General features: G+C 30.8%; 27 protein-coding genes, 1 pseudogene and 1 riboswitch. Of the genes and pseudogenes, 10 read left to right on the forward strand and 18 right to left on the reverse strand.

Annotated elements, in window-relative coordinates; translation table 11 throughout:
• Positions 1–136: 136 nt before the first annotated feature.
• Complete coding sequence (locus CD135_RS08535) at positions 137–1,426, forward strand: oligosaccharide MFS transporter (protein WP_016998422.1); 1,290 nt, start codon at positions 137–139, stop codon at positions 1,424–1,426.
• 134 nt (positions 1,427–1,560) lie between these two features.
• Here the strand turns inward: CD135_RS08535 and CD135_RS08540 are convergent.
• The 4 genes and pseudogenes from CD135_RS08540 to CD135_RS08555 all read right to left on the reverse strand — a co-directional run bounded on the left by CD135_RS08540 (position 1,561) and on the right by CD135_RS08555 (position 4,332).
• Positions 1,561–2,121, reverse strand: a pseudogene (locus tag CD135_RS08540) (DNA-3-methyladenine glycosylase I).
• 133 nt (positions 2,122–2,254) lie between these two features.
• Positions 2,255–2,617 (reverse strand): DUF1648 domain-containing protein, encoded by a 363-nt coding sequence (locus CD135_RS08545; RefSeq protein WP_245942530.1) that lies wholly within the window; start codon positions 2,615–2,617, stop codon positions 2,255–2,257.
• Positions 2,618–2,712: 95 nt separating this feature from the next.
• The gene (locus CD135_RS08550; protein WP_070045517.1) at positions 2,713–3,927 is read right to left on the reverse strand and encodes a NupC/NupG family nucleoside CNT transporter; all 1,215 of its coding nucleotides are present in this window, start codon (positions 3,925–3,927) and stop codon (positions 2,713–2,715) included.
• Between the two features lie 186 nt (positions 3,928–4,113).
• Positions 4,114–4,332: a hypothetical protein gene (locus tag CD135_RS08555; RefSeq protein WP_016998426.1), complete on the reverse strand. Its 219-nt coding sequence runs from the start codon at positions 4,330–4,332 to the stop codon at positions 4,114–4,116.
• A gap of 233 nt (positions 4,333–4,565) precedes the next feature.
• On the opposite strand from CD135_RS08555, the gene CD135_RS08560 reads away from it, so the two are divergent.
• The 3 genes from CD135_RS08560 to CD135_RS08570 all read left to right on the forward strand — a co-directional run bounded on the left by CD135_RS08560 (position 4,566) and on the right by CD135_RS08570 (position 7,697).
• Entirely contained in the window at positions 4,566–5,396 is an 831-nt protein-coding gene (locus tag CD135_RS08560; RefSeq protein WP_070045503.1) for an aldo/keto reductase, read from the forward strand.
• A gap of 144 nt (positions 5,397–5,540) precedes the next feature.
• Entirely contained in the window at positions 5,541–6,473 is a 933-nt protein-coding gene (locus CD135_RS08565) for an aldo/keto reductase (protein ID WP_103269244.1), read from the forward strand.
• 183 nt (positions 6,474–6,656) lie between these two features.
• On the forward strand, positions 6,657–7,697 hold the full coding sequence (locus tag CD135_RS08570) for an NAD(P)/FAD-dependent oxidoreductase (RefSeq protein WP_103269259.1): 1,041 nt from the start codon (positions 6,657–6,659) through the stop codon (positions 7,695–7,697).
• A gap of 122 nt (positions 7,698–7,819) precedes the next feature.
• Here the strand turns inward: CD135_RS08570 and CD135_RS13005 are convergent, their stop codons facing one another.
• The 3 genes from CD135_RS13005 to glpT form a co-directional block, all read right to left on the reverse strand.
• The gene (locus CD135_RS13005; protein WP_016998430.1) at positions 7,820–7,990 is read right to left on the reverse strand and encodes a hypothetical protein; all 171 of its coding nucleotides are present in this window, start codon (positions 7,988–7,990) and stop codon (positions 7,820–7,822) included.
• A gap of 15 nt (positions 7,991–8,005) precedes the next feature.
• A complete protein-coding gene (locus CD135_RS08575) occupies positions 8,006–8,935 on the reverse strand; it encodes an AraC family transcriptional regulator (RefSeq protein WP_070045500.1) in 930 nt (309 codons plus the stop codon).
• A 200-nt stretch (positions 8,936–9,135) separates the two neighbouring features.
• Complete coding sequence (gene glpT / locus CD135_RS08580; protein ID WP_016998432.1) at positions 9,136–10,494, reverse strand: glycerol-3-phosphate transporter; 1,359 nt, start codon at positions 10,492–10,494, stop codon at positions 9,136–9,138.
• Between the two features lie 277 nt (positions 10,495–10,771).
• Between glpT and CD135_RS08585 the strand changes: the two genes are divergently transcribed.
• Both CD135_RS08585 and CD135_RS08590 read left to right on the forward strand, forming a co-directional pair.
• Positions 10,772–11,314 carry a hypothetical protein gene (locus tag CD135_RS08585; protein ID WP_070045496.1) on the forward strand — a complete coding sequence of 181 codons (543 nt, stop codon included), beginning with the start codon at positions 10,772–10,774 and terminating at the stop codon, positions 11,312–11,314.
• A 213-nt stretch (positions 11,315–11,527) separates the two neighbouring features.
• Entirely contained in the window at positions 11,528–12,172 is a 645-nt protein-coding gene (locus tag CD135_RS08590; protein ID WP_064211160.1) for a FusB/FusC family EF-G-binding protein, read from the forward strand.
• Positions 12,173–12,456: 284 nt separating this feature from the next.
• Here CD135_RS08590 and CD135_RS08595 read toward each other — a convergent pair whose 3' ends face one another.
• The 9 genes from CD135_RS08595 to CD135_RS08630 form a co-directional block, all read right to left on the reverse strand.
• Positions 12,457–13,059: a response regulator transcription factor gene (locus tag CD135_RS08595; protein ID WP_103269245.1), complete on the reverse strand. Its 603-nt coding sequence runs from the start codon at positions 13,057–13,059 to the stop codon at positions 12,457–12,459.
• 6 nt (positions 13,060–13,065) lie between these two features.
• Positions 13,066–14,163: a sensor histidine kinase gene (locus CD135_RS08600; RefSeq protein WP_084819078.1), complete on the reverse strand. Its 1,098-nt coding sequence runs from the start codon at positions 14,161–14,163 to the stop codon at positions 13,066–13,068.
• Positions 14,164–14,895, reverse strand: coding sequence for an ABC transporter permease (locus CD135_RS08605; RefSeq protein WP_103269246.1), 732 nt, complete (start codon positions 14,893–14,895; stop codon positions 14,164–14,166).
• A gap of 6 nt (positions 14,896–14,901) precedes the next feature.
• Positions 14,902–15,762 carry an ABC transporter ATP-binding protein gene (locus tag CD135_RS08610; RefSeq protein ID WP_103269247.1) on the reverse strand — a complete coding sequence of 287 codons (861 nt, stop codon included), beginning with the start codon at positions 15,760–15,762 and terminating at the stop codon, positions 14,902–14,904.
• Positions 15,763–15,933: 171 nt separating this feature from the next.
• The gene (locus CD135_RS13200; protein WP_239738752.1) at positions 15,934–16,371 is read right to left on the reverse strand and encodes an FTR1 family protein; all 438 of its coding nucleotides are present in this window, start codon (positions 16,369–16,371) and stop codon (positions 15,934–15,936) included.
• Entirely contained in the window at positions 16,338–17,627 is a 1,290-nt protein-coding gene (locus tag CD135_RS08615) for an FTR1 family protein (protein ID WP_245942532.1), read from the reverse strand. The genes CD135_RS13200 and CD135_RS08615 overlap by 34 nt, the downstream gene beginning before the upstream one ends.
• Positions 17,602–18,801, reverse strand: a complete 1,200-nt coding sequence (efeB, locus tag CD135_RS08620; RefSeq protein WP_103269248.1) for an iron uptake transporter deferrochelatase/peroxidase subunit — start codon at positions 18,799–18,801, stop codon at positions 17,602–17,604. The genes CD135_RS08615 and efeB overlap by 26 nt, the downstream gene beginning before the upstream one ends.
• A gap of 44 nt (positions 18,802–18,845) precedes the next feature.
• Positions 18,846–19,697 (reverse strand): iron uptake system protein EfeO, encoded by an 852-nt coding sequence (gene efeO / locus CD135_RS08625; protein WP_070045488.1) that lies wholly within the window; start codon positions 19,695–19,697, stop codon positions 18,846–18,848.
• Positions 19,698–19,881: 184 nt separating this feature from the next.
• Positions 19,882–20,526 (reverse strand): PepSY domain-containing protein, encoded by a 645-nt coding sequence (locus CD135_RS08630; protein ID WP_103269249.1) that lies wholly within the window; start codon positions 20,524–20,526, stop codon positions 19,882–19,884.
• A 130-nt stretch (positions 20,527–20,656) separates the two neighbouring features.
• Positions 20,657–20,757, forward strand: a riboswitch (SAM riboswitch).
• 74 nt (positions 20,758–20,831) lie between these two features.
• Between CD135_RS08630 and CD135_RS08635 the strand changes: the two genes are divergently transcribed.
• Positions 20,832–21,041, forward strand: a complete 210-nt coding sequence (locus CD135_RS08635; RefSeq protein WP_103269250.1) for a hypothetical protein — start codon at positions 20,832–20,834, stop codon at positions 21,039–21,041.
• A 96-nt stretch (positions 21,042–21,137) separates the two neighbouring features.
• On the opposite strand, the gene CD135_RS08640 is transcribed toward CD135_RS08635, so the two are convergent.
• Both CD135_RS08640 and CD135_RS08645 read right to left on the reverse strand, forming a co-directional pair.
• Positions 21,138–22,049 carry an NAD(P)/FAD-dependent oxidoreductase gene (locus tag CD135_RS08640; protein WP_103269251.1) on the reverse strand — a complete coding sequence of 304 codons (912 nt, stop codon included), beginning with the start codon at positions 22,047–22,049 and terminating at the stop codon, positions 21,138–21,140.
• A gap of 72 nt (positions 22,050–22,121) precedes the next feature.
• Positions 22,122–22,502 carry an RrF2 family transcriptional regulator gene (locus CD135_RS08645; RefSeq protein WP_064204800.1) on the reverse strand — a complete coding sequence of 127 codons (381 nt, stop codon included), beginning with the start codon at positions 22,500–22,502 and terminating at the stop codon, positions 22,122–22,124.
• Between the two features lie 238 nt (positions 22,503–22,740).
• Here CD135_RS08645 and CD135_RS08650 point away from each other — a divergent pair, with 238 nt between their 5' ends.
• From CD135_RS08650 to CD135_RS08660, 3 genes are read left to right on the forward strand one after another with little or no spacing between them, the layout of a single operon-like run.
• Positions 22,741–23,733, forward strand: a complete 993-nt coding sequence (locus tag CD135_RS08650; protein ID WP_070045481.1) for an ABC transporter substrate-binding protein — start codon at positions 22,741–22,743, stop codon at positions 23,731–23,733.
• Between the two features lie 18 nt (positions 23,734–23,751).
• The gene (locus CD135_RS08655; protein ID WP_070045480.1) at positions 23,752–24,747 is read left to right on the forward strand and encodes a FecCD family ABC transporter permease; all 996 of its coding nucleotides are present in this window, start codon (positions 23,752–23,754) and stop codon (positions 24,745–24,747) included.
• On the forward strand, positions 24,744–25,742 hold the full coding sequence (locus CD135_RS08660; RefSeq protein ID WP_070045478.1) for a FecCD family ABC transporter permease: 999 nt from the start codon (positions 24,744–24,746) through the stop codon (positions 25,740–25,742). Before CD135_RS08655 ends, CD135_RS08660 begins: the two co-directional genes overlap by 4 nt.
• Positions 25,743–25,843: the final 101 nt, after the last annotated feature.

Raw genomic sequence — 25,843 nt, forward strand, 5'->3', positions numbered from 1 at the left:
TATACATATATCCTCTTTACTATTTGGAATCAAGGCTAATATTATATTTATGTCAACCGGTTGACATTAGATTATTGTAAATATATAATACTTTTAACGAAAACGTTTTCAAATAAAGTTAAAGAGGAGAACTGGTATGAACAAGTATTTTCAAAACTTCCAAAATGTTTCTTATTTACAAAGTTCTATGACAATGTTTTTATATTTTGCATCATGGTCTATTTGGTGGTCTCTATTCCAAATTTGGCTTGCATCAGAAGATAATGGTTTAGGATTATCAGGTAGAGAAATCGGTACAATATATTCAGTAAACTCATTTGTAACAATTTTATTTTTATTTGGTTATGGAATAATACAAGACAAGCTTGTTATTAAAAGAACATTAATTATTTTCTGTGCTTCTATGTCTGTATTAGTTGGTCCATTTTTTACTTTAGTATATAAAAGTTTGATTCAAAATCATTTCTTTATTGGTGTAATAGTAGGTTCTATCTTCCTTTCTGCTGGATTCCTCTCTGCAACTGGTGTTTACGAAACAGTTTCAGAGAAACTAAGCCGTTTATTTAATTTTAAATACGGTCAAGCTAGAGCTTGGGGTTCTGTTGGATATGCGATATCAGCTTTAGTTGCAGGTCATTTGTTTGTTATAGATCCTGAGCTTAATTTTTGGTTAGGTTCTTTAATAGCTTTAGTACTATTATTAATTCTTATTTTTTGGAGATCTAAAAGTGAGAAGGTTAAAATTAGAAATTTACGAGATAATCCTGGGGACGATGCTATACCATCAGCTCGAGACTTCATGAGGACACTTAAAATGAAACATCTGTGGATTGTAATGTTGTTCATTATGTTTACAGCTACTTTCTACGGTATTTATGATGGGCAAATGTTCCCAGATTTCTATACAAAACTATTTGATGATCCAAAAACTGGGCAAACTATGTATGGTAATTTAAATGCTATTCAAGTGTTCTGTGAAGCTTTAATGATGGGGGTTGTTCCTATTATCATGATGAAAATAGGAGTAAAACCTACATTGATGCTTGGCGTTTCAGTCATGTTTCTTAGAATAGGTTTAAGCGCTGCTACCGATAGTACTGTTTTAATGTCTATGATTAAAATGATGCATGCGTTAGAAGTACCATTATTTATGTTACCGGCATTTAGATATATCACATTACACTTCGATCCAAAGTTATCAGCAACACTATATCTAGTAGGTTTACAAATATCTGGACAAATCGGTTCAGTAATACTTTCTACACCATTAGGTATGTTAAGAGATGCTGTTGGTTACAATTATACATTTATCATTATTTCTGTCATCGTAATGGTTGCAGGTATATTCGGGCTGTTTATGCTGAAAAATGATGATGAAATGGTCGATGGAGATGCGTTTATTAGAAATGCTCAAATAACGAATTAATATAGTTCTTCTTTTCTCTTGGAAACAAAAAAGATAAATAAAACGAGTCTGGAACATTTTTAATGTTTCAGACTCGTTTGTTATATTGTAAGAACTGTTTTTTTAAAATAAGGTTTCTGTCCCACTCCCTAATTTTATCTATTATAAGTATGGAAAGGACAAGTTATAATATGATCATCAATTATGCCTATGCTTTGTAGAAAAGAATATACGATTTTTGGGCCGACAAACTTAAATCCACGCTTTTTCAAGTCTTTACTAAGTTGAATGGATAGTTCTGATTCTGCAGGTACTTCATTAATATCCTTCCATTCGTTTATTATAGGTTCATTTTTTACATAAGACCATAAAAAGTTAGATAAACTGCCCCACTCTTCTTGAAGTTTTATCACTAGCACTGCATTGTTTCGAACGGACTTTAACTTTCCCATATGTTTTATGATATTATATTGTTCTTTAATGTCTTCAATTTCTTTGTCTGTTAGTTCGGAACATTTTTTTATATCGAAGTTATGAAAGGCTTCTTGATAATCTTTTCGTTTTTGAATGACAGTTTCCTATGACAATCCTGCTTGAGCGCCTTCTAGCGATAGCATTTCAAATATATATTGGTCATCTTTACTCACCCTACACCATTCATTTTTGTGATAATCTTTCATTAAGTCGCTTTTAGGCCAAGTGCATTCTTGAATCATTCCATCACCTATTCTTCTTTTTTCTTCTTATCTAAATCATAGTTATGTATCATAGATAATAAAATTGTTACACCAAATATACCCAATATAATTATTGCTTCCCACATTCCTAGGTTAAATGGCTTACCGTATGCTATATATATATATCTTTAATAGCTAGATATGAAAATAAGGCTACTGTTTCAAATTTCAGAACATCTATTAAAAACTTAGCACTTGAAATCTGCTCGTTACTCGGTGGACCATATAATGTAGAAACATTTATATACCGATCCAATTTAGTCCCACGTGTTATGAAATGTAATACTCCCCAGATTATTAGACCTAAAGTTGGTAAAAAGAAAATAAAGGCTTTTATAGCCCAAGCATCCGCTTCGCCTGAGACATTATAATGACTTGGAATTTCACTAGGCAACGAAGGATAATTAATCAATATAATTAATAGAGTAGCAATCCATAAACATATACCAGAAATATCTAAAATACGTTTAATCACGGTTTGTCCTCCTTATTAAAAAAAGCAACAAGTACACTATAAGTGCTTGCTGCTTTTAAAATTAACTTATTAAATAGATTATCGCTTATTTAAGTTTACCAAGCAAATAATCCGACGAATGCTGCTGTTAATAGTGATACTAATATACCTGATAACAACATCATTGGCACATATTTAGAAACAAAGTTAGATACATCATCTTTAACGATACCTTTTAAAGTACCAATTATCATTCCAATTGTAGAGAAGTTAGCAAATGATACTAAGAATGTACTGATAACTGCAGCTCTATGTGTAGAATATTCACCTATTTCTTTACTGATAGTGCTCATAACTACGAACTCATTCGTTACAATTTTGAGCGCCATTTGTTGTGCTACAACCCAAGCTTCTCCGAACGGCAAGCCTAATAGCAATGCAAATGGATACATAAAGATACCAAGTATATACTCTAATCTTATTTCTGGTAAATATGGAATAGGATCCATAATGCCTAATAATTTATTTATCAAGTCTGCTATTGCCACAAATGCAATAACGAATGCGATAATGATTAATACCAATTTACCGGCGTTAATAACTGAATCTCCTAAGAATGAGAAGAATGGTTGTTTTTCTCCTTCGTCTATTTCAGCTACCACATCCTCTTCTGGATCTAAATCAAATGGATTTAATATTGTTGTAACGATGATTGCATTAATGATGTTTAATGGAATCGCTGTTAATACAAATTCTCCCGGAATCATTTGTATGTAAGAACCAACAATTGCACCTGAAACGGAACTCATAGACATCATTGCAACTGTTAATACTCTCACTTTATTCATAGATGTTAATTGTTTAGATGATACTGCTAAAGCTTCTGTGTTTCCTAAAAACATCATTTCAATTGAGAAGAATGATTCAAATTTAGGTTGTCTTGTTATTTTTGAAATGACTAAACCTAAGAATGAGATGAATTTAGGTAATATACCTAAGTACATTAAAATATCAAATACTGGTACTACAAGTAGAATTGGTAATAAAGCAGAAACTGCCATATCCATTTTTCCTGGTCCCGGTGCTACAAAACTGTCGAATGCAAACCCAATACCTGAGAATGCAGACTCTAATAACCATGACACGCCATCTGCCGCACTTTTAACAAATTTTGCCCCGAATGAAAATTGAGTGAAGAACCATGCTAATACTAAGTTAATAACAATAAGTATTAAAACCGATTTCCAATCAATATTCTTCTTATCCCTAGAAAAAAGAAAAGCGACTCCAATGAATATTAACAAACCAATTATATTGATGATTAAAAACATCGTTATTTGTCCACCTTTATGATTAATTAAAAACAACATCATTATACCATGCATAACCTATGTATGTTACTAGATTTAAGAAAGAATTTTACAAATTTTTAATAAATTATGACATATAAAAAGCAATTGAGCACAGTGGCTCAATTGCTATAACTTTTAATCATTATTTGCTTTATATTCTTTTTGTTATTTGTATGTTTGGTCAAATTGATCAAATTGATTAATAGATTGATCGCATTTCATACTTATAGCTAAATACACTATATAACCAGAAACCAGTACCATGATTAAAGTATAAACTGTTAACACATAAATATTTGAAATAATAAATGTATTAAACAGCAACAACATGAGTATCAATATCGCATCTATAATGCTTAATGAAATGACACATACGCGTTCCATACTAACCCTTCTTTACTTCATAATATGACCTCTAGCTCATAGCTATACTGTCTTACGCAATGAGATACATGTTACTACAAAGTTATAGTGAATTCAATACGTTTTCAAGAAGTTTTTTTAAAAGAATTTTACCGACTTTTATTTATTTTTGAAATCTAAAAATTCAATCTATTTATTATAATATGATATAGTTTGATATATAGTAAACATAAAAATATTGGAGGCGTTTTTTCATGGAAAATTATAATTTAATTGATGGACACGTAATACCTCAAGTCGGTTTTGGTACATATAAATTGAATGGCGCATCAGGTGTTCATGCAATTGTAAATGCACTTAACAATGGTTATAGAGTATTAGATACTGCATATAACTATGAAAATGAAGGTACTGTAGGTAAAGCGATGCAGCAAAGTCATGTTAGTCGCGATCAAATTATTGTTACCTCTAAATTACCTGGTCGCTATCATAGTTATGAGCAAGCAGGTAGAACAATTCAAGAATCTATATACCGTCTTGGCGTTGAGTACATTGATTTATATTTAATTCATTGGCCAAATCCTAAACAAGGTTTATACGTAGAAGCTTGGAAGGCATTAATTGAAGCTCAAAAAATGGGACTGGTAAAATCAATTGGTGTTTGTAACTTCTTACCAGAACATCTTGAAACTTTAGAAAAAGAAACAGGTGTACTACCGGCTGTTAATCAAATTGAACTGCATCCATACTTTAATCAAAAAGATGCTATTAAATATCATGAAGAAAAAGGCATCATAACTGAAGCATGGAGCCCGTTAGGTCGTGCATCAGAAGTTATTCATGATAAAAACATCGAACAAATCGCAGAAAAATATAATAAAACAATTCCACAAATTATATTAAAATGGCATGTGCAAAATGGTGTAGTTCCAATTCCTAAGTCGACATCAAATGCAAGACAAATACAAAATCTTGATATTTTCGACTTCTACTTAGAATCAGAAGATTTACACACTATAGACAATTTAACTAAATCTGATGGTAGACTAAAAGACCAAGATCCAGCAGAATACGAAGAGTTTTAATAACAAAATTAATTAAAGGAGTCTGGGTCATAAATAATTGTTCCAGACTCTCTTTTTGTATTGGCAGTAGCTTTAAGCATTAACCTTTAAATAAGTCTTAGTTAAATGATAAGGTATATATATAAAAGATAAGGAGTGATTTTTGTGACAGAGCTTTCAAAATTAGGTAAAACAGATATCAAAGTTAATCCAATTGGTTTAGGTACAAATGCTGTTGGTGGGCACAATTTATATCCAAATCTTGATGAAGAACAAGGTAAAGATGTTGTGAGAGCAGCAATTGAAAATGGTGTTACCCTTCTAGATACTGCGTTTATATATGGACCAGGTCGTTCTGAAGAACTCGTTGGAGAAGTTGTCAAAGAATACAATAGAGAAGATGTTGTAATCGCAACTAAGGGTGCTCATTATTTTGACGGCGATGAAACAAAACTCTCCAATGACCCTGAATTTTTAAAAGAACAAGTGGAAAATAGTCTAAAAAGATTACAAACTGATTATATAGATTTATATTATATACATTTTCCAGATGAAGACACACCAAAAGATAAAGCAGTAGCAACACTACAAGAATTAAAAGAACAAGGTAAAATTAAAGCAATTGGTGTTTCAAACTTTAGTTTAGAACAATTAAAAGAAGCAAATAAAGATGGACATGTTGATGTCGTACAATTAAAATATAACTTATTAAATAGAGAAAACGAAGAAATTTTAAATTATACAGCAGAAAACAATATTACTTTTATCCCTTACTTCCCATTGGTTTCTGGACTATTAGCGGGTAAATATGATGAAAATACAACATTTAATGACTTAAGAGCAGATAATCCAGAATTCCAAGGTGAACGATTTAAAGAAAATCTTAAAAAAGTCGATAAATTACGTGATATTGCTAAAGAACACAATGTTGAAGTTGCACACATTGTACTTGCTTTCTATTTAACAAAACCATCATTAGATGTTATTATTCCAGGTGCTAAACGTAAAGACCAAGTCATCGATAATTTAAAAACTTTAGATGTAAAATTAACAAAAGAAAACTTAGATACAATTGAAAAATTATTCCCAGTTGAATAATTTTTAGGATTTAACTGAAAATAAAATATTATATATTCGAAATTACCCACCTAAATTATAACTTTAGTGGGTAATTTTTTATTTATTAAATTATTACAATCTATTCAATGATATTGATTATCATTTGCAGATGTAGGATAATACTCGTAAGTAGAAAAATAGGAGGAATCATGATTTATGAATATAACAGACGTTACGATTATTGGCGGGGGTCCAGCAGGTTTGTTCGCAAGCTTCTATTCGGGATTAAGAGGAATGAGCATAAGAATTGTTGATTTCCAAGATAAATTGGGTGGGAAAATGCATGTGTATCCAGAAAAAGTTATATGGGATATTGGTGCACTTGCTCCAAAACCTTGTTATGAAGTTATACAAGATCTAGTAGAACAAGGATTACATTTTAATCCTGAAGTATGTTTAGGGGAAAAAGTAGTAGACATTCAAAAAGTAGAAGAACAACATTTCATAATATCCACAGATAAAGACAATGAATATCATTCAAAATCTATAATTATTGCTGTCGGTGGCGGAATTATTAAACCACTTACACTTGATATAGAAGGTGCAGAGCGTTTTGAACTATCAAACTTAAACTATGTTGTACAATCTATCCAAAAATATAAAGATAAACATATATTAATTTCAGGTGCTGGGAACTCAGCTCTAGACTGGGCTTGTGACCTATCTGAATATGCTAAAAGTGTTACAATCTGTTATAGAAAAGAAGAAATATCAGGTCACGAACACATGAAAAATCTCCTAGAAAAATTAGACGTTATTAAGAAACCTAGTATGGTCATCAAACAGTTAAACAGTCAGCCAGATAAACCTGTTATTTCAGAAGTTGTGTTAGAACATGTTGAAACGAAAGAACAAGAAGTGATTCCAGTTGAAGAAGTGATTATTAGTCATGGTTTCGATCGTGAATCTGAATTGCTACACAATGCACAAACAAAAGTTAACTTAGTAAATGATTTCTTTATTGAAGGCTTAGGTAATACACAAACGTCAGTACAAGGTATCTTTGGTGCTGGAGATATTCTTAAACACGATGCAAAAGCACACCTTATCGCATCATGTTTCAATGACGCAGCTAATGCAGCAAACTTAGCTAAAAGTTATATAGATCCTGAAGCACAGGCAGGCGGCCGTGTATCAAGCCACAACGATATTTTCAAAGAAAAAAATAAAGAAGTTATTAAAAAATATATTTCACAATCATAAATGTATAGCAAACCACCGATTCATTAGTTGAATCGGTGGTTTTAATTGGACTGAGTATGTTAAAGGGAAATCAAATGTTGCACGTGAACCTCGTCTTGCTACATAGAACTTCATATATGTGTTCAACTCAAATATACTAAACTATAAACAAGCATGATAATACCTCCAAGCAACATAGCTATACTTGGTAAAAGGTTCTTTTTCTTATTTTCATTATTATCTGTTATGTCTTTTATTATAGAAGTCACCGCTATGATAATTAACATTATCATAGCAATATATGCTACTATCATCTTCTTGTCTCCTTTTTATTTTAACAATAACATTTCTTTATCTTGTTGAATATCTGTATTTATATATGTTGTTTTAAAATATTTTAGATACGATTTAATTTCATCTATACTTAGTTTCTTTTCGTAGTCTATTTCGTTATAAAAATTTTGTCTTGCAAATTTCGTGTTTTCACTCTGAAACATTGTTCGATACTTTTTATGTGTTATACCATAATGTAATTTAAATGAGCTAATGTATGCTGACACGTTATAAAATCCATGTTTTTCTGATATATCAATGACTTTTTCATTTGTATGAATCAAATCGTAAATACTATTCAATAACCTAATATCCGTTAAATAATCTTTAAAATTCATACCCATTTGTTCTTTAAACATTTTTGAAAAATAAGACTCCGATAAATGATATTTAGATGTAAAAGTGTTCATAGTGATTTTCTCATTATAGTTAATATAAATATAGTTCTTGATTTCTTCGATGACAGGGTGTAAACCTTCAGGAGAAATTGTGTCCATATCATAAGAAAATTCGAAACTCGTTTTTATATTCTCTACTATATATAGTAATGTTTTTAATATTTTAATATTTTTATCGTCATCTTTTGTTAAATATATACTGCAAAGTTGAATTAACTGCTCTCTCAGTTGAATCGTTTCTGATTGGTTTTTCAATTGGAATTGATTAGTTAATAATTCAGGAATAAGGTTATCAAGTAGTGATTCATAAAAATGTATTTGTACAACGATATTTCCTTCAGAAACATCCAACTTATAACATTCATTATGCTTCAATAAAAACATTTCTCCTTCTCGATAAGTTGTACTTTCAGAATTGATGGTCAACATAACTTGCCCTTTTAACACCACAAAGAAAGATAATCCATTATGATTTCTATATTTAGTTGCAGAGTATTTAAAGTATTTGATTTCGTATATATTTTTCATACCAAAAACTCCTAATAAAATATTTTTTTATTTTTAAAAGCATTGCTAAATTTAGCATTAATATTTTAACTTGTTTTACAATAAATTGAAATTAAATTCTTTATATTTTTTGAATTTTTTGTTTTATTAGATAATGAAAAATACACTCTAAAAAATGAAACCATTCATCTTTTAGAGTGTATTATATATTTTATAGTATTTTATTTTACAATTTCTTGTCCACGTTTATTCCATGTGAATATAAAGCTTAACATTGCTAACACACTTACAATTGTTAACAATAAGAAACCAGAATCCCATCCTAAGTTATCTACAACAAGACCCATGATAATATTAGCCATAACTGCACCACCTAAATAGCCAAACAAACCTGTTAGTCCTGCTGCAGTACCTGCCGCTTTTTTAGGTACATAGTCTAATGCTTGTAAGCCAATTAACATTACTGGTCCATAGATTAAAAAGCCTATTGCGATTAAAGCAATATTATCCACCAATGGATTTCCAGGAGGATTTAGCCAATAAATAACAACGGCTATTGTTACACCTAACATAAATATAAAGCCAGCTGGTCCCCTTCTACCTTTAAATACTTTATCTGAAATATATCCACATAATAATGTACCTGGTATACCTGCCCATTCATATAAGAAGTAAGCCCAACCAGATGCATTTAAATTAAAATCTTTTTCTTCGCTTAAATAAGTTGGAGCCCAATCAAGCACACCATACCTTACAAAATAAACAAATATATTTGCAATTGCTATCATCCAAACCCATTTATTATTTAGTACATATTTAAACAATATTTCTTTAGTTGTCAGTTCTACTTCTAATGTTTCTCTGTTTTCATTTGGATAATCTTGTCTATAATCTTCAATTGGTGGTAATCCCATCGATTGAGGTGTATCTCTAACAAGAATATATGACACTAAAGCAATAATTAGTGCGAGTATTGCTGGATAAATAAATGCCCCTTCGAATCCTTTTAAATATCCAAATGAAAGTGTACCTGTGATAGAGATACCTAATAGAGCAAGTGGAGCCATTAACCCGCCACCCACATTATGTGCAACGTTCCAAATTGCAGTCTTACTTCCACGTTCACTCACACTATACCAATGTACAAGCACTCTGCCTGATGGCGGCCATCCCATACCTTGGAACCAACCGTTTAGGAATAGCATGATAAACATAATCGTAACGCTTGATGTTAAGACAGGAATAAAACCCATCAATAAGTTAACAATAGCAGTTAATACAAGTCCTAAAGTTAAAAATATTCTCGCATTACTCCGGTCACTAATGGTTGCCATAACAAATTTACTAAATCCGTAAGCGATTGAAATAGCTGATAAGGCAAAACCTAATTCTGATTTACTAAATCCTTCATCAATTAAAGCAGGCATCGCGAGTGAAAAGTTCTTACGTAATAAATAATAACCTGCATACCCTAAGAAGATCCCAATAAATACTTGGAGTCTCAGTTTTTTATACGTATCGTCTACCTCTTCTTTAGGTAAAGGTTCAATATGTTTAGCTGGCTTTAGAAAATTGAACATTCTTTAAACCTCCTCGAATATTATTTTTTTGTAAAGTTTGTTAAGAAATTGTAAAATCTCGTTTCTTAACCCAATAATAGATATTGGTATTACTAAAGTCAATGACATTTAAACTATTTTATTTTGATACTTTTATTGTATACAGCTATGTTAAAATGTTTTATATATGGTCAAAATACGTTAGATGATGATTTGTACATACTTTCTAATAAAACGATATTGAAAAAATTATTCGTACTGAAATACATATTTTAACGAATACGAAGGAGGACAAATCATGAACTTTATTGTCTGGCTTATTATCTTCTGTGAAATCGCATTTTGGGTAGTTATCTTATTAGGTTTGGTTACAAGATATATATTTAAACGTAAAAATCTCGGTTTATTCTTCTTAGCATTAACACCCGTGCTAGATTTAATATTGCTTGTTTCAACAAGTTTAGATTTATACCACGGTGCTACCGCAGAACTACCTCACGCTATTGCAGCAGTGTACATTGCAGTTTCAATTGTATTCGGTAAAAGTATGATTCAATGGGCGGATGAAAGATTTCAGTATTTTATTATGAAAGAAGGTCCAAAACCTTATAAGCCAAAAGGCATTGCTTATGCTAAACAATACGGAAAAAGCTGGGTTAAACACTTAATATCTTATATTTTAGGAACTGGTATATTACATCTTATTATTTTTATCATTCACGACCCCAAACGTACAGAAGCAATGGATGATGTCATTAATTTATGGACAATTGTAATTATAATAGATTTAATCATCGCAATAAGTTACTTCATATGGCCACCACGCGATAAAAAAGCTTAAAATTATAAGCGTCAAAAAATTTAAAACAGATAAAGTATATGGCAAAATACTTTATCTGTTTTTTTCTTTCTCCAATTTTGTATGTTGAAATGCTAACTAATAAAGACTATACTTGTTTCTGATAAGGAGGGATCTCAAGATGCTATTAAATGTGTCATGTTCTCTACAATTATTCATACCCAAAGTTCAAATTAAAATAAGAAGGGATTAATTATGAATAATTTTATTCAACCATATCAATATGTAAGTATTAAAGAACATTCAGAAAAACTATTTAACGTATATAAATCAGTCAATGACCCAAAAACAATCGATACTTTTCAAGCAATAACAAACGATCATATAGAACAACTTTTCACAGAAAAATATTCTGAAGTAGATAATTTCATAAACATCATTATGAATCCAAAAATCAATCGTTCACAAATTGAAAAAGTATTGCTTGGCTTAAAAGTTTATGTCATTCCTTTTCAACAACCGTCATCTAAACAAATAGAAAAAGTCTTCAAAAAGACTAAAAAACTTAAACAACCAGATTGGGATAACATTGATTTAAAAGAAACATCATATATCGGATGGAACGATTCTGGAAAACAGAAAAAATATATCATCATGTATGAAGATGATAAATTGACTGGTGTAGTTGGTGATTTATCTACAACTATTAAACCAGGTGTATGTAGTATTTGTAAGAAAGAATCTAATGTTTCCATGTTCTTATCAACTACGAAATCTAAAGGCGATGGCACATATACAAAGAACGGCAATTATATATGTCACGATAGTATTCGCTGTAACCAACAATTAGATCAACTAGAAGGTCTATACGATTTCATACGCACAGTTAAAATGAAATAATGAATGAAAACAAAGGATCCAGGACAAATTTATGTTCTGGATCCTTTGTTATATATGAGGGTATTATAGTGACTCTAACGGGCAAGAAATTTCAGTCTAGCACGTTACATTTTCTTACGGGCTAGTCGTTGTAAACAAGCACGTTAACGCTTGATTCTTCATCACCTTAATGTAATTTTATCCTAAATTCATTGGATACTCTGCTCTTACGGGCTTGTGGTTGTAAACAAGCACGTTAGCGCATTATTCTTCATCGTTATTTGGATTTATATACTAAACTCTTTTTATATCCAACCTTTTTCTATAGCAATTTGCCAAGCGTCGAAACGGTTTTCCGCTTCTAATTTTTCTATGATTGTCGATGTGTAATTTCTTATCGTCCCATCTGACAAAAATAGTTCTTTAGAAATCTCTTTGCTCGATAATCCTTTTCCAATCTTTTTAAGTACTAGTTGCTCTTTAGGATTTAAAGGGTTTTTATATTTAAGCATAGTAGTCATTAATGTTTCGCTATATTCCTTTTTACCATCCATTACATTTTTTATAGTTGTAACTAATTCATCTATTGAACGCTCTTTAAGTACGTATGCATCAATATCATTTGCAACTGCACTTTCAAAATATCCGGGGCGCTTAAATGTAGTCACGATAATAACTTTCGTATCCATATTAGACTCTTTAATTGCTTTTAATACTTCTAGACCTGTCATTTTCGGCATTTCTACATCTAATATCGCTACATCTGGTTTCTTTTCTTTTATTAATGTGAGTGCACTTTCTCCATTTGCAGTATCACCCAAGATTTCTAATTCATCGTTTAATTCCATAAGCTGTACCATGGCTTTTCTCAACATTTCTTGATCTTCAGCTATGACAATTGAAATCATAATGTATCATCCCCCTTTTGGTAAGCTAATTGTCATTTTAAAGCCATCATCTATATTATTCACTTCCAAATCCCCATTAAATACATTGATTCTTTGCTTAATGCTATTAAAATCATTATCGTTTATTTTTTTCATACCTTTGCCATCATCTTCAATAACCATAATAATATTTTGATCATTTTCTATAATTGTCCCTGTTACTTTTGTTGCTTGAGCGTGTTTTATCACATTATTTATTGCTTCTCTTAAAACCATAGATAATGCTGATTGCTTTGTAGGGCTGAGTATACTAGCACGAATTGCATGATTAAATTCAAACGATAAATTTGCATTTTTTAATAATGTGTCCATTGTTTCTACTTCTTCTTCAAAAGATTGAAGTTTCAAGTCATCAACTATCGCTCTTACTTTTACTAGAGCTTCCTTAGATAATTCATTAACTGATGCCATTTCTTCTTTAGCTTGTTCGATATCATTATCAGCTAACTTCATCGCTAATTCAGACTTAATACTTAAACTAGCAAATACATGACCTAAAGTATCATGTAAGTCTTGACCAATACGATTTCTTTCTTGTTCAGCAATTAATATATTAATATGTTCGTTTTTACTATTAATTTCTTCTTTTAACTTATCAGCTTCAATAGCTTTAAAGTTACCTAACAAAAGCAAAATAAAAACAATACTCATAGGAGAAAGAATAAACAAATAATCTTTATAATCAAGTACAACTATCGTTAGGCTCAATGAAAATGCAATGAAATACATAAGCACTTCAATAGAATTTAGCTTTACCTGAAAAGCATAAGGTATAATGAATGCCCCATAAAAGAAGAACATAATATCAAAAGCATGGAAAAATGCCACAAAATATATAATTCCTAAAAAGTGAATCAATAGTAATACTCTTCTTAATTTAACCTTTTCCGTTAAATCTTCATAAATCATAATCAAATAACTTAAAATAAAAAGGATGGTAACAAAAATACCACCCCATAAAGGACCTTTATAGCTTAATAGAGTTAAACTCAGTATTGGAAAAATCAAATAAACGGTGTTTGCAGTACCTATTGGATTCGCTTTAACTTTATCTAATATGGACAATTAAATCACTTCCGTTTTTTTACGTATAAATAATGCTGTACTTATAAATATTATACAATAAACTATTAAAATAAATAGAGATTCATAGTGAAAGCTACCGCTCGTTGTAAAAGAAAGTGAGAGCTCTCTTAAATTATAAGTTGGTGTTAAATAAGAAATTTCTTTTAGCCAATTTGGAAATTGGTCTGTAGGAAACCATAGTCCTCCTATTACAGCAAGACCTAAATACAGGATATTCGCTATTGCACTAGCTTTTTGAATATCTTTAATTTGTGATATGAGCACTCCTATAGATAAGAACATGCTTGATCCTATCCATAATAAAATAGCTGATCCTATCCATTCTCCTATAGACATCTCAACACCTTTATACAACGCTCCAGTTACAAATAAAGCAATTATAGACATACAAAACATGCACATTAATTTCATAATTTTACCAGCATAATAATGTATTGGAGATAAAGGTGTTTTAAACAGATTTTTAGCCCAACCTAATTTCTTATCTTCAATCATTTCAAGTGGGAAAGTCATGATACAGAAACTGCTTAAACTAAAAGTCGCCATGCTAAACATATATTCTTTGTAAAACTTTGCTTCATATTCCTTTGGTAAATCTAACATAGCTGTGAAAATTAAATAAAAAACAAGTGGTAACATATTTGAAAGTATTAAATATGCTTTCTTTCTAGACAATAAAATGAGTTCAGATTTAAAGTAAGCCCATAACATAGGACATCAATTCCTTTCTTCATCTTTTTTGAATATAGTATCCATTAATGACTCTTTCGTAATTTCAATTTCGTTAAAATCAACATTATTCTCTATCAATGTTCTTATTATCGGATTCACATCTTCAGTTTTTATATTCAAAATGTCTTTTAGTTCTTCAATTTCAATATCTTTAAGATTTTCAATGATTTTTTTGTTTTTTAAAGGAATTTGGATATTTGTTTTATGGTCACTATGACGAATTTCACGTGGCGTGCTATCGACTATAAGTTCACCTTTATTAAGTACTATGACACGGTCAGCCATTCTTTCCACTTCTTCAATATAATGAGATGTATAAAATATTGTTTTTCCTTCTTTTTTCATTTGGTCAATTACTACCCAAAAATGCTTTCTCATTTCAGTATCCATTGCACTTGTAGGTTCATCTAAGATTACAAAGTTAGGCTTTCCAATGATGGATAATGCAAAATCAAGAATTCTATGCTCACCGCCAGATAATTTGGAAGCGAATTGTTCTAATTTTTCATCATTAAATCTAGTAATTCTTTTAAAGTCTTCAATTGAAATTGTTTGTTTATAAAACGATTTATATAAATTAAATAATTCTTTTACTTTCATCACATCTAGAAATGCTGACGTTTGAAATAATATGCCCATATATTTTTTATCGAGTTGGTATTGGTCTCTTTCAATCGTTCCATTGTTTGGCTTTCTATCACCAATAATCATATCTATTAACGTTGATTTTCCTGCACCATTCGGCCCAATTAAAGCTGTACATTCACCTTTATTAATTTGAAAAGAAACATCATTCACAACTTTTTTACCATTATAAACTTTCGTTACATTTTGAACTTTAATCACTATGGCCACCACCTTTTATAAGATTGGTTTAAGTATAAATTATATTAGCTGTATGTATAAGTACAAATTGTCACGAATACACTATGACAATTGTCATAAAGTTAGTACATTTCACACTTCTCACATAAAAAACCAACCTATCGAGTGATAGATTGGGGGTTAAACTCTTATTTATTTCTTGCTCATCATATAATAAATCATAACAATCACAATTAAGATTAATTGTGGTATAACCGTCTCATATGTTGGATATAATCCTATAAGATCTATAAATGGTAAATGATTAATTGTGTGTTGAGGCAAAATATTGAGAATTTGTAGCGTGTGTACACTTACGCCTAATATTTTAAATGCTAATAGGAATATAAATAGTGACATAATAAAGAATAGTCTATGTATTGGTATCCATTTTGTAATTTGATTAAAGAATACGGCTATTAAAATTAAAATAAATACTGCTACTAATATTCCAAGTATGAGAGACCATGTTGAAATCTTACCTACTATACCTAAATAGAAAATAATAGTTTCCGCACCTTCTCTAAATACTGATAAAAATGCTACTAAACCGAATGTTAGTAGACTACCTGTAGACATTGCTTTATCCATGTTTTTATTAATAAATTTTCCCATGATTCTAAACTTGATTTTGAATGTAACCAAGCACCTACAATAACCATCAAAATAACCGAGCATATACCCACTATACCTTCTGTTAATTCACGTGTAGATCCTAAATTTTCAAATATTGCCTTAAATATGAATGCTAAAGCTATACTTAATATAATTCCTAGCAAGCTTCCACTCATTATCCATTTAGATGCTTTTGTTTGTTCTGCTTTACGAGTAACTGTTAACAAAGCCATAATAATTAGCAATGCTACTACACCTTCTCGTAAAAGGATTAAAGCTGCGTCCCAAAATGTATATCCTGCTTTAGAAATAGTTGATTTAATTTCTTGATCCAATGTCTCAAGTTCTGCTTGTATATCATCTTTATTGCTTCCATTTATTTGCCCTACATATTGTGGTATTTTCTGTTCTATTTTTGTGTACAGTTCACCATTTCTTGTGCCAATTTCATTTTCCACGTTTGGCCAAGCAACAATAAAGCTTTGTAAATCTTGTTTTGTTTTACTTAGTTTATTATTTTTGATATTTCTGATTGCTTCATCTAGATACTCATTTAAAACCGTTACATCTTGGTTGCTCGTTTTTGCATCTGACTGCTTACCTGCATGATAGTCATCAAGTTCTTTTTTGAGTTGGTCTACTTGCATTTGGGCACTACCTTGCTCGATTTTATCTTTTGTAAGTTCTATTCTAATAAACATCAATGCTGTTTCTATTTTACCGTAACGCCCAATATTTTCTTCTCTCACAATTTTTTCGTTGTTTGTCCAAGTTGAATTCAATTTATTATTAATTACCACCGCTTTGTCAAAGTCTTTGTTAGAAATAGCTGTACCCATCTCTTTAATCAACGGTTGCATTTGATTTTGCAATTTATCTCTTTTTGCTTGTTTGTCTACTGGATTTAATACTTTTTCATAATCTATCAAATCTGTTGTTAAAGTATTAAGCGATTTTATTTTTTCATCATTTGAGTTACTTTTTTCGATATTTTCTATATCATTATTAATTGTTTTAACTAATTTATGATCTTTTTTGTTAACTTTTGACCAATTTTCTTTAATATCCTTAAAGTGTGCTTCAAAAGCTTTTGTATCCTTGTCTTGGAGTGCTGTTTTGGCATCTGTCACACTAATATAAATATTACTTAAACTTATTTCCGCTTTAACAGTTATAGGGATAACTAGGCACATTAATATGGTAATACTAAATGCGATTAAATAACGCTTCACCTAAATATCCTCCTTCTTGAATACCAGGTAAACATAGAAAAATACCTGAACCTCTATGTGTGATATATTCATTCAATTTATCTTGAGCGCCCATTTTGCTTTGAATTTTAATGAATTGTTCCGGTGCTCTTTGGAATGATAAAAATAATAGCCCTGCATCAAATGCGCCAGTTTGTTCATTAATACCATCTGAGTATGAATAAGAACGTCTAAGCAAATTAGATTTCGCCTGTTTTGCTAAACTGACATGTGATTCATCCTCTATTAATTTCTCTCCATTTTTATCTTTTATATTTCTATCAAACTCGTCAAATTCTTTCTCTTTACCCAATGGAGCTCCGGAATGTCGATACCTTCCAAATGTAGCTTCCTGTTCACCAAGTGCCGTTCTATCCCATGTTTCTAACAACATTTGTATTCTTCTTACAACTAAATATGAACCGTTTTTCGCCCACCCGTCTTGAATAAACACATACTTATCTAATTCAGTTTGATTATGTATAGACGGGTTTCCAGTGCCATCTTTAAATGAAAATAAATTTCTAGGCGTTTCCATTTTTCCATTTTTTACTTTGATAGAATTAAATCCAGATTGACTCCATTTCATAGAAACTTCACCTTTAGCTACTCTTATCAAATTTCTAATAGCATGGAAATTCACTTGTGGATTATCAGAGCAAGCTTGTATACATATGTCTCCGCCAGTATATTGTTTATCTAATTGGTCTTTAGGAAAATGAGGTAAGTCTTTCAACAATTCAGGTTTATACTTTTCAAGGCCAACTTTTTCGAAAAAGGATGGACTTATACCAAAAGTTAATGATAAATGATTAGCATCTATACCGATTGTTTCACCGGTATCTGGACTTGGTAACATTTTATTTTGGCCTAACTCTTTTACTGGTTCCCCATTCATTAAATGAACGCTATAATTCGTCCAAGTTTTAAACATTTCTTTAACATCAGAAACAGACATTTTATTAATCGTTAACACTACAAAATAAATATGTTTCTGCAAATCAGTTGTAATACCTGATTGGTACTTACCATAAAATTTCACTTTATTTTTTACATCTGTTTTATCTTTTGCAAAATATTGAGAAGCTAACAAGGTTCCACCGACACCGGTAGAACCTAAAATGAGGCCAGCACCCCCAACTCCAGCAAGCTTCAAAAAATCCTTCTTGCTATATGGTTGTCCTTGTTAGTCATAAGTTATCACTCCGTAATGACTGCCATTTGACTTAATGATTCACCTAATTTATCAACTGCTTCAGATAATTTTTTCGTATCCTCTTTTGATAATTTAGTATAGTCGACATAGCCGCCATCTTTCGTTTCATATTTTGCTAATAATTTGTTAACGTTATCAAATCTTTCTTGCGTTGTTTCAGCAACTTTTTTATCTTTTTCAGTTACTTTATCTTTAAAGATTTCAAAGATTTTTTCTGCTCCTTCAATATTTGCTTTGAAGTCATATAAATCTGTATGTGAATAAATTTCTTCTTCACCAGTTATTTTTGAACTTGATACTTCATTTAATAAATCAATAGAACCTTGCAACATTAATTTTGGTGTTACGTCTACAGTATCAACTTTTGCTCTTAACTCTTTTACATCTTTAAGTAATTGGTCTGCAACAGGTCCCATATCTTTTGTAGAGTTTTCTTCCCATAAAGTTTTTTCTATTTTATGATAACCTGACCATTCGTTTTCCTTTTTCTCTTCCTTCATATCAGCTAAGCGCGCATCAATTTTAGGATCCAGTTCGCCAAAACTTTCCGCTACTGGCTCTGATCTTTCATAATACATACGCGCTTTTGGATAAATCTCTTTAGCTTTTTCAACGTCGTCAGCTTTAACAGCCTCTACAAACTTTTCAGTTTCAGTTAAAAATGTATCTAATTGTTTCGTTGTGAAATCTTTATATGCTTTTGTTTCTTTAGAAAAATCAACTTTTGTAGTTTCTTTCGTTTCTTTATCACTATTAGTTTCCTTTTTCTCATCATCATTACCACAAGCAGTTAATATTAAAGTACTTGCTAAAAGTGTTGTTGCTATTCTCTTCATGATTGGATTCTCCCCACCTAATTGATATTCATTATCACTCTTTTAATTTATTCCTATCTTTACTATTAGTCAATAAGAAATTTCAATAAAATGTAAATTAAATTGAGGGTAATCAAGGTAAAAAAGTATTAAAAAAATAGGCTGGGACATTTATTTATGTCCCAACCTGTCTAAACATTTCATATTAGTCTTGTTCTTGTTCTAATATTTCTTTCGTTTTAGCATCAATCGTAAATTCTGTTGTGTCTTTATTTCCTTCTTTTAAGTCAATAGAATAAACAAGTTTACCGTTTTCTCTACTTAATGACCATTCTTTTAAATCTCCTGATGCTTTATCTTGAGCTACTTTTAAAGCATCTTCGAATTTAGCTGCATCAGATAACTTAAATGTTTTGTCATTGTCGTCATCATCTTCTTTTTCGTTTTCAACGTTAGTAACAGAATTATCTTCTGCATTGATCAAGACTTTATTTTCATCTTGTCCATCTAATAATTCAATTTTATAACTCCACTCACCAGTTTCTTTTTCGAATGATATGTCTTTCAAACCACCTTTTTCTTCTTTTTGAGCTGTTTTAACTGCTTCTTCAGGTGATACTTTCACATCATTCCATTTTACAGTTTTTTCAGTTGCTTTATTATCAGATTTATTATCTGACATTGTAGAATCATCTTTATTGTCATTATCTTGACTGTCATTTTCTTTTTCAGTTTGTTCTGATTTTTGATCTTTTTGATCGTCTTTCATATCGTCGTCATCATTATTATTTCCGCAAGCAGATAATACTAGACCTGAAGCTAAAAGTAATGACATCCATTTAAATTTCATAATTATACCTCCTCAAGCTGATTACTATTTATATATTCACAGTTTCTTAATATTTTAAACATTTATTTATTTTATTAGACAAATATTGAATTATCAGTTATATTAATAGAAACAATAAAATAGCTCGTAAGTCTTATTAAGAGTAGGCGGAGGGAATTGGCCCGATGAAACCTCAGCAACAGGCGTAAGTACTGTGCTAAATCCAACAAGTATCAACTTGAAAGATAAGAAGATTCTCTAAACAGCTCTTCTTAATCTTAAGATGAGCTGTTTTATTGTTACTAAAACATTTAGGAGGCAATATTATGAGAACAAGAGACGACATTTTATCAGAATTAGTAGAGTTAAAACAAAACCCACCACAAAGTTTTTCAGGATCTATGCATAAAACAAATAAAAAAAATGCTTTGATTGGTGAACTGGTGGATTTAGAGAATGAACAAAATCCTGAACGCTATAAGCATAAATCACAATTCAATGAGTTCGATATTCATATTACAATCACTAAAAAATAATTAAAACCCCCGCTAGCGTATAAGCAGAAGTCTTTATACGTTAGCGAGGATTTTTTTATTTACAAAGAATTAAATAAATATTTGAAGTTACTCAGGCTAACCTTTTAATGTTTCACCTTCTGCTTCTAATATAATTTGCATTGCTACTAATTTAGCAATATGATTACCACTTGCAGCAGAATCGATAAGTTGTGAAGGCATTGCACCATTTGTTTCACCAGCTACAAATAACCCTGGAATAGAAGTTTCTCCAAAGTCATCTTTTTTAATACCTCCATTTTCATCTCTTTCAATTTGAAGTTCTTCTAAAAATGAAAATTTTGTATCCCATTCAACTGATATAATCGCACCATTCCTAGAAATTCTAGTACCATCTTCATATATCACTTCATTTATCATTCCATCATCATGTTTAAATTCCGATACTTTACCTTGAACAAGCTTTATATTTTTCTTTTTTAAAAATGATTTATCATCTTCGGTTAATTCTGAAAAGTCTTGTGAACTTATAACTAAATCATTAGTCCAATTGCTAACTAATTTAGCCATATGCATCACTAGTTCTGGAGATACATCTACGAGTAATGATTTATTTCTTAATTCATAACCGTCACACCAAGGACAGTAAAATGCAGATTTTCCGTAAATTTCTTTCACACCTTTTATATTAGGTAATGTCTCTCTTAATCCAGTACATAACATAACTTTCTTAGCTTTGTACGTTTCATTTTTCGTTTTCACTATGAAAGTATTGCCTTCTTTAGCAATCTTTTCAACTGTATCTTGCACGCGCGTTACATCTTCATATTTATCAACATCCGATTGTGCTTTTTCCCTTAATTCTTCTGGTGTTACACCATCTTGTGTTAAAAACGCATGTGAAGTCTGTGTCACTTTATTTCTCGCATTATCATTATCTATTACCAATGTTGTTTTTAAAGCTCTTCCTAAAGTTAAAGCACTCGCTAATCCAGCTGGACCTCCACCTACTACTATACAATCAAACATATTTATACCACCTTTTCCACATATATTAAAGAGTCTTAATATCTATGATTAGCTGTTAAAAAAAGATTTAATTTACATTAAATCTTTTAACGTCTTCGATTTTAAAGATTTCGTCATTTCATCCTCCGCAGAGTTTAAAATAGACTGAACTTTACATTCCGGACCATGATTAAAACTATCTTCTATCATGCTTCTATGACCATCGATTGCAGTAATGATGTCATATATTCTAATGGTTTCCCAATTATTCACTAAATAATAACCACCCTTAGCACCAGAAGCCGATTTAATCACACCAGCTTTGACAAGTTGAGTTAAAATTTTAGATAAATACGTAACAGAAACATTTAGCACGTCAGATAACCTCTTTACAGTTACAGGCTGATTATCACCATTGCTTATTAAATATAGTAATGAATGTAAAGCATAATCTGTACCTTTAGATATCTTCATGTTACACCTCTGTATTATAGATATTGTGTGTCTATAATATCATATATATTATTATTGTCTATAGATAAGCTTAAGGATTTAAAATTTATATTTTATTCTAACTATATGAGTCCTCTAATAAAAACCAATTTTTAGCGTAATATAGCAAAAAATTTTATTGACATACGAGTAAAGCTGTTACATATTTATATATAGTAATGATAATGATTATCATTAACGAAGGAGGATATTATATAATATGAAAAACCTAACTAAATTATTTATAGTTACACTAGTATCCATCATATTGATGGCAGCTTGTGGAAGTAACAACTCAGAAAAATCTTCTGAAGCTAAAAAAGATAATGAGACAGTAAAAATCGAACACGCTATGGGAACGACGGAGATTAAAGGAAAACCAAAACGTGTTGTTACGTTATATCAAGGTGCAACAGATGTCGCCGTTGCTTTAGATGTTAAGCCAGTGGGCGCTGTTGAGTCTTGGACTCAAAAACCAAAATACGATTACATAAAAGAAGACTTAAAAGACACTAAAATTGTTGGTCAAGAGCCATCACCTAACTTAGAAGAAATTGCTAAATTAAAACCTGATTTAATAGTAGCTTCTAAAGTAAGAAACGAAAAGCAATATGAACAACTTTCTAAGATTGCACCGACTATAACTCATAATACCGTATATAAGTTCAAAGATACTCTTGAAATGATGGGTAAAGCTCTAGGTAAAGAGAAAAAAGCAGATGAATTATTAAAAAATTATAATGAGAAAGTTACACAATTCAAAAAAGATGCGAAAGGAACATTCGGAGATAAATGGCCTGTTTCAGCTTCCGTTATTAACTTCAGAGCAGATCATGCTCGTATTTACGCAAGTGGTTATGCTGGCGATATTTTACATGATTTAGGTTTTAAACGTCCCGAAGAACAAGAAAAACAAGTTAGTAAAGGAAAAGATATTATTCAGTTAACGACTAAAGAAAGTATTCCACTAATGGATGCAGATCATATCTTCATATTTAAAAGCGACACATCTGCTAAGGATGAGAAGTTGGCTGAAAAAACAAAGGAAGAATGGACTTCTAGTAATCAGTGGCAGAATTTAAAAGCAGTCAAAGAAAACCATGTTTCAGATAATATCGATGAAATTAATTGGAACATGGCTGGTGGTTACACATCTTCACTTAAATTAATAGATGATTTATACGATAAATTAGACATTAAAAAACAATCTTAACTTTTAAGGAGCTTCATTATGTTACTTAAACCGCAGTACAAATTATTGCTCTCTAGTTTATGTCTGATCATTATAACAATTTTAAGTTTAACAATTGGAAATACGCTTGTATCACTACCTCAGTTGATACAAGCGTTGTTCCACTTTGATAGTAAAAACGATATTCATACTCTAGTTTTTGAATCACGTTCTTCTAGAACTATAATTGCTTTATTAACAGGAGCTTCGTTAGCAGTATCAGGATTGTTTATGCAAGTATTGACCCGTAACCCGATTGCATCGCCAGGACTTTTTGGAGTTAATGCTGGGGCTGTATTTTTTGTTATTGTTGGTTTAACTCTATTTAGTATACAATCCTTTCAATTCTTAATTTTTCTATCTTTCTTCGGTGCAATTTTAGTTACTATAATTGTGGTTACCCTTGGTATGTTTAAACAAGCACGCTTTTCACCCAAGCGAGTTATTTTAGCAGGAGCTGCCATTTCTGCATTATTCAGTGCTTTCACGCAAGGTATTATGATAATGAATGAAAGTAATTTACAAAGTTTTTTATTTTGGTTAAGTGGTTCCGTATCAGTTCGTAATATATGGGAATTTCCATGGGTGATACCAATTATCTTTATTACGCTTTTAATTGCGTTTTTTATGTCCGCACACTTAAATATTTTAATGACTAGTGATGATATTGCTAAATCGCTTGGACAAAAAGTTATATTAACAAAACTCACTATAATTTTAATCATCAGTATTCTTGCTGGAATATCAGTAGCAATTGCCGGTTCTATCATGTTTGTTGGTCTAATAATACCTAATATCAGCAAAAAATTATTGCCACTAAACTATAAATATTTAATACCATTCAACGCTATAAGTGGCGCTATACTCATGTTGTTATCAGATATCGTTTCCCGTATTATCATTGCACCATTAGAACTACCAATTGGTGTTATCACAGCAATAATCGGCGCGGTTACACTTATATATATTATGAGGAAGGACGTACAAAACATATGAATGAGACACTATCTAAACAAGACACAAATCGTTTAATCAGCGCATTAATAATATTATTAATACTGTCATTCATAAGTTTAATGTCTGGATCAACATTCATTTCACCCATAAAAATTATATCTTATATCTTTAATCCTATTGAAAGTCCAGACCAATTCACAATAGAAGTACTACGTTTACCACGTATCATTCTTGCTATAGTTGCGGGTGCTGCTTTAGGTGCAAGTGGTCTTATTTTACAAAATATTTTAAAGAATCCAATTGCATCACCTGATATCATTGGGATTACAGGAGGGGCCACTCTTGGTGCAGTATTGTTCGTCGCCTTTTTAACTCATATAAGCATCATATGGTTACCGTTATTTTCTTTAGCAGGTGCCACGCTGACTATGATATTACTTCTCTATTTTCAACAAAAAGGAAACATTCAAGCTACAACTCTAATCATAGTCGGTATAGCTTTACAAACATTGTTTGCTGCACTCGTTAACGGAATCCTTGTTATGACTAAACAACTTTCAGCATCGAAAGCTTATACTTGGATTATTGGTAGCTTATCTGGTGCGACTTTTGAAAACAGCTTAATGTTAGGGACATTTTTACTCTGTATACTACCTTTACTAATCATTATTATTCCGAGAATGAAAATCTCTCTGTTGCATGATGATATTGCAACAGGTTTAGGGCTTAGAGTCAATCAGACAAAATTATTACAAATGTTAATCAGTACAATTCTCGCTGCATCTGCTATTAGCTTTGTAGGTAACATAGGGTTTGTAGGTTTAATTTCTCCACATATAGCAAAAACATTAATAAAAACCAATTACTTTAAACGATTATTAATGTCAGCAATTTGTGGGGCAATTTCTATTGTTATTGCCGATTTAATAGGTCGAACAATTTTTATACCGAATGAAGTACCCGCAGGTGTTTTCATTGCTGCATTCGGGGCACCTTTCTTTATATATTTATTATTAACAACAAAAAAATTATAAATTAAATTTGATATTATAATTTATAAAAACCCTTAAAATCATTTGATTTTAAGGGTTTTTATTACAGGCTATACTCTTTTAATATTATAGATATGAAGTTC

Source organism: Mammaliicoccus lentus (assembly GCF_002902755.1).
Taxonomy (GTDB): domain Bacteria; phylum Bacillota; class Bacilli; order Staphylococcales; family Staphylococcaceae; genus Mammaliicoccus; species Mammaliicoccus lentus.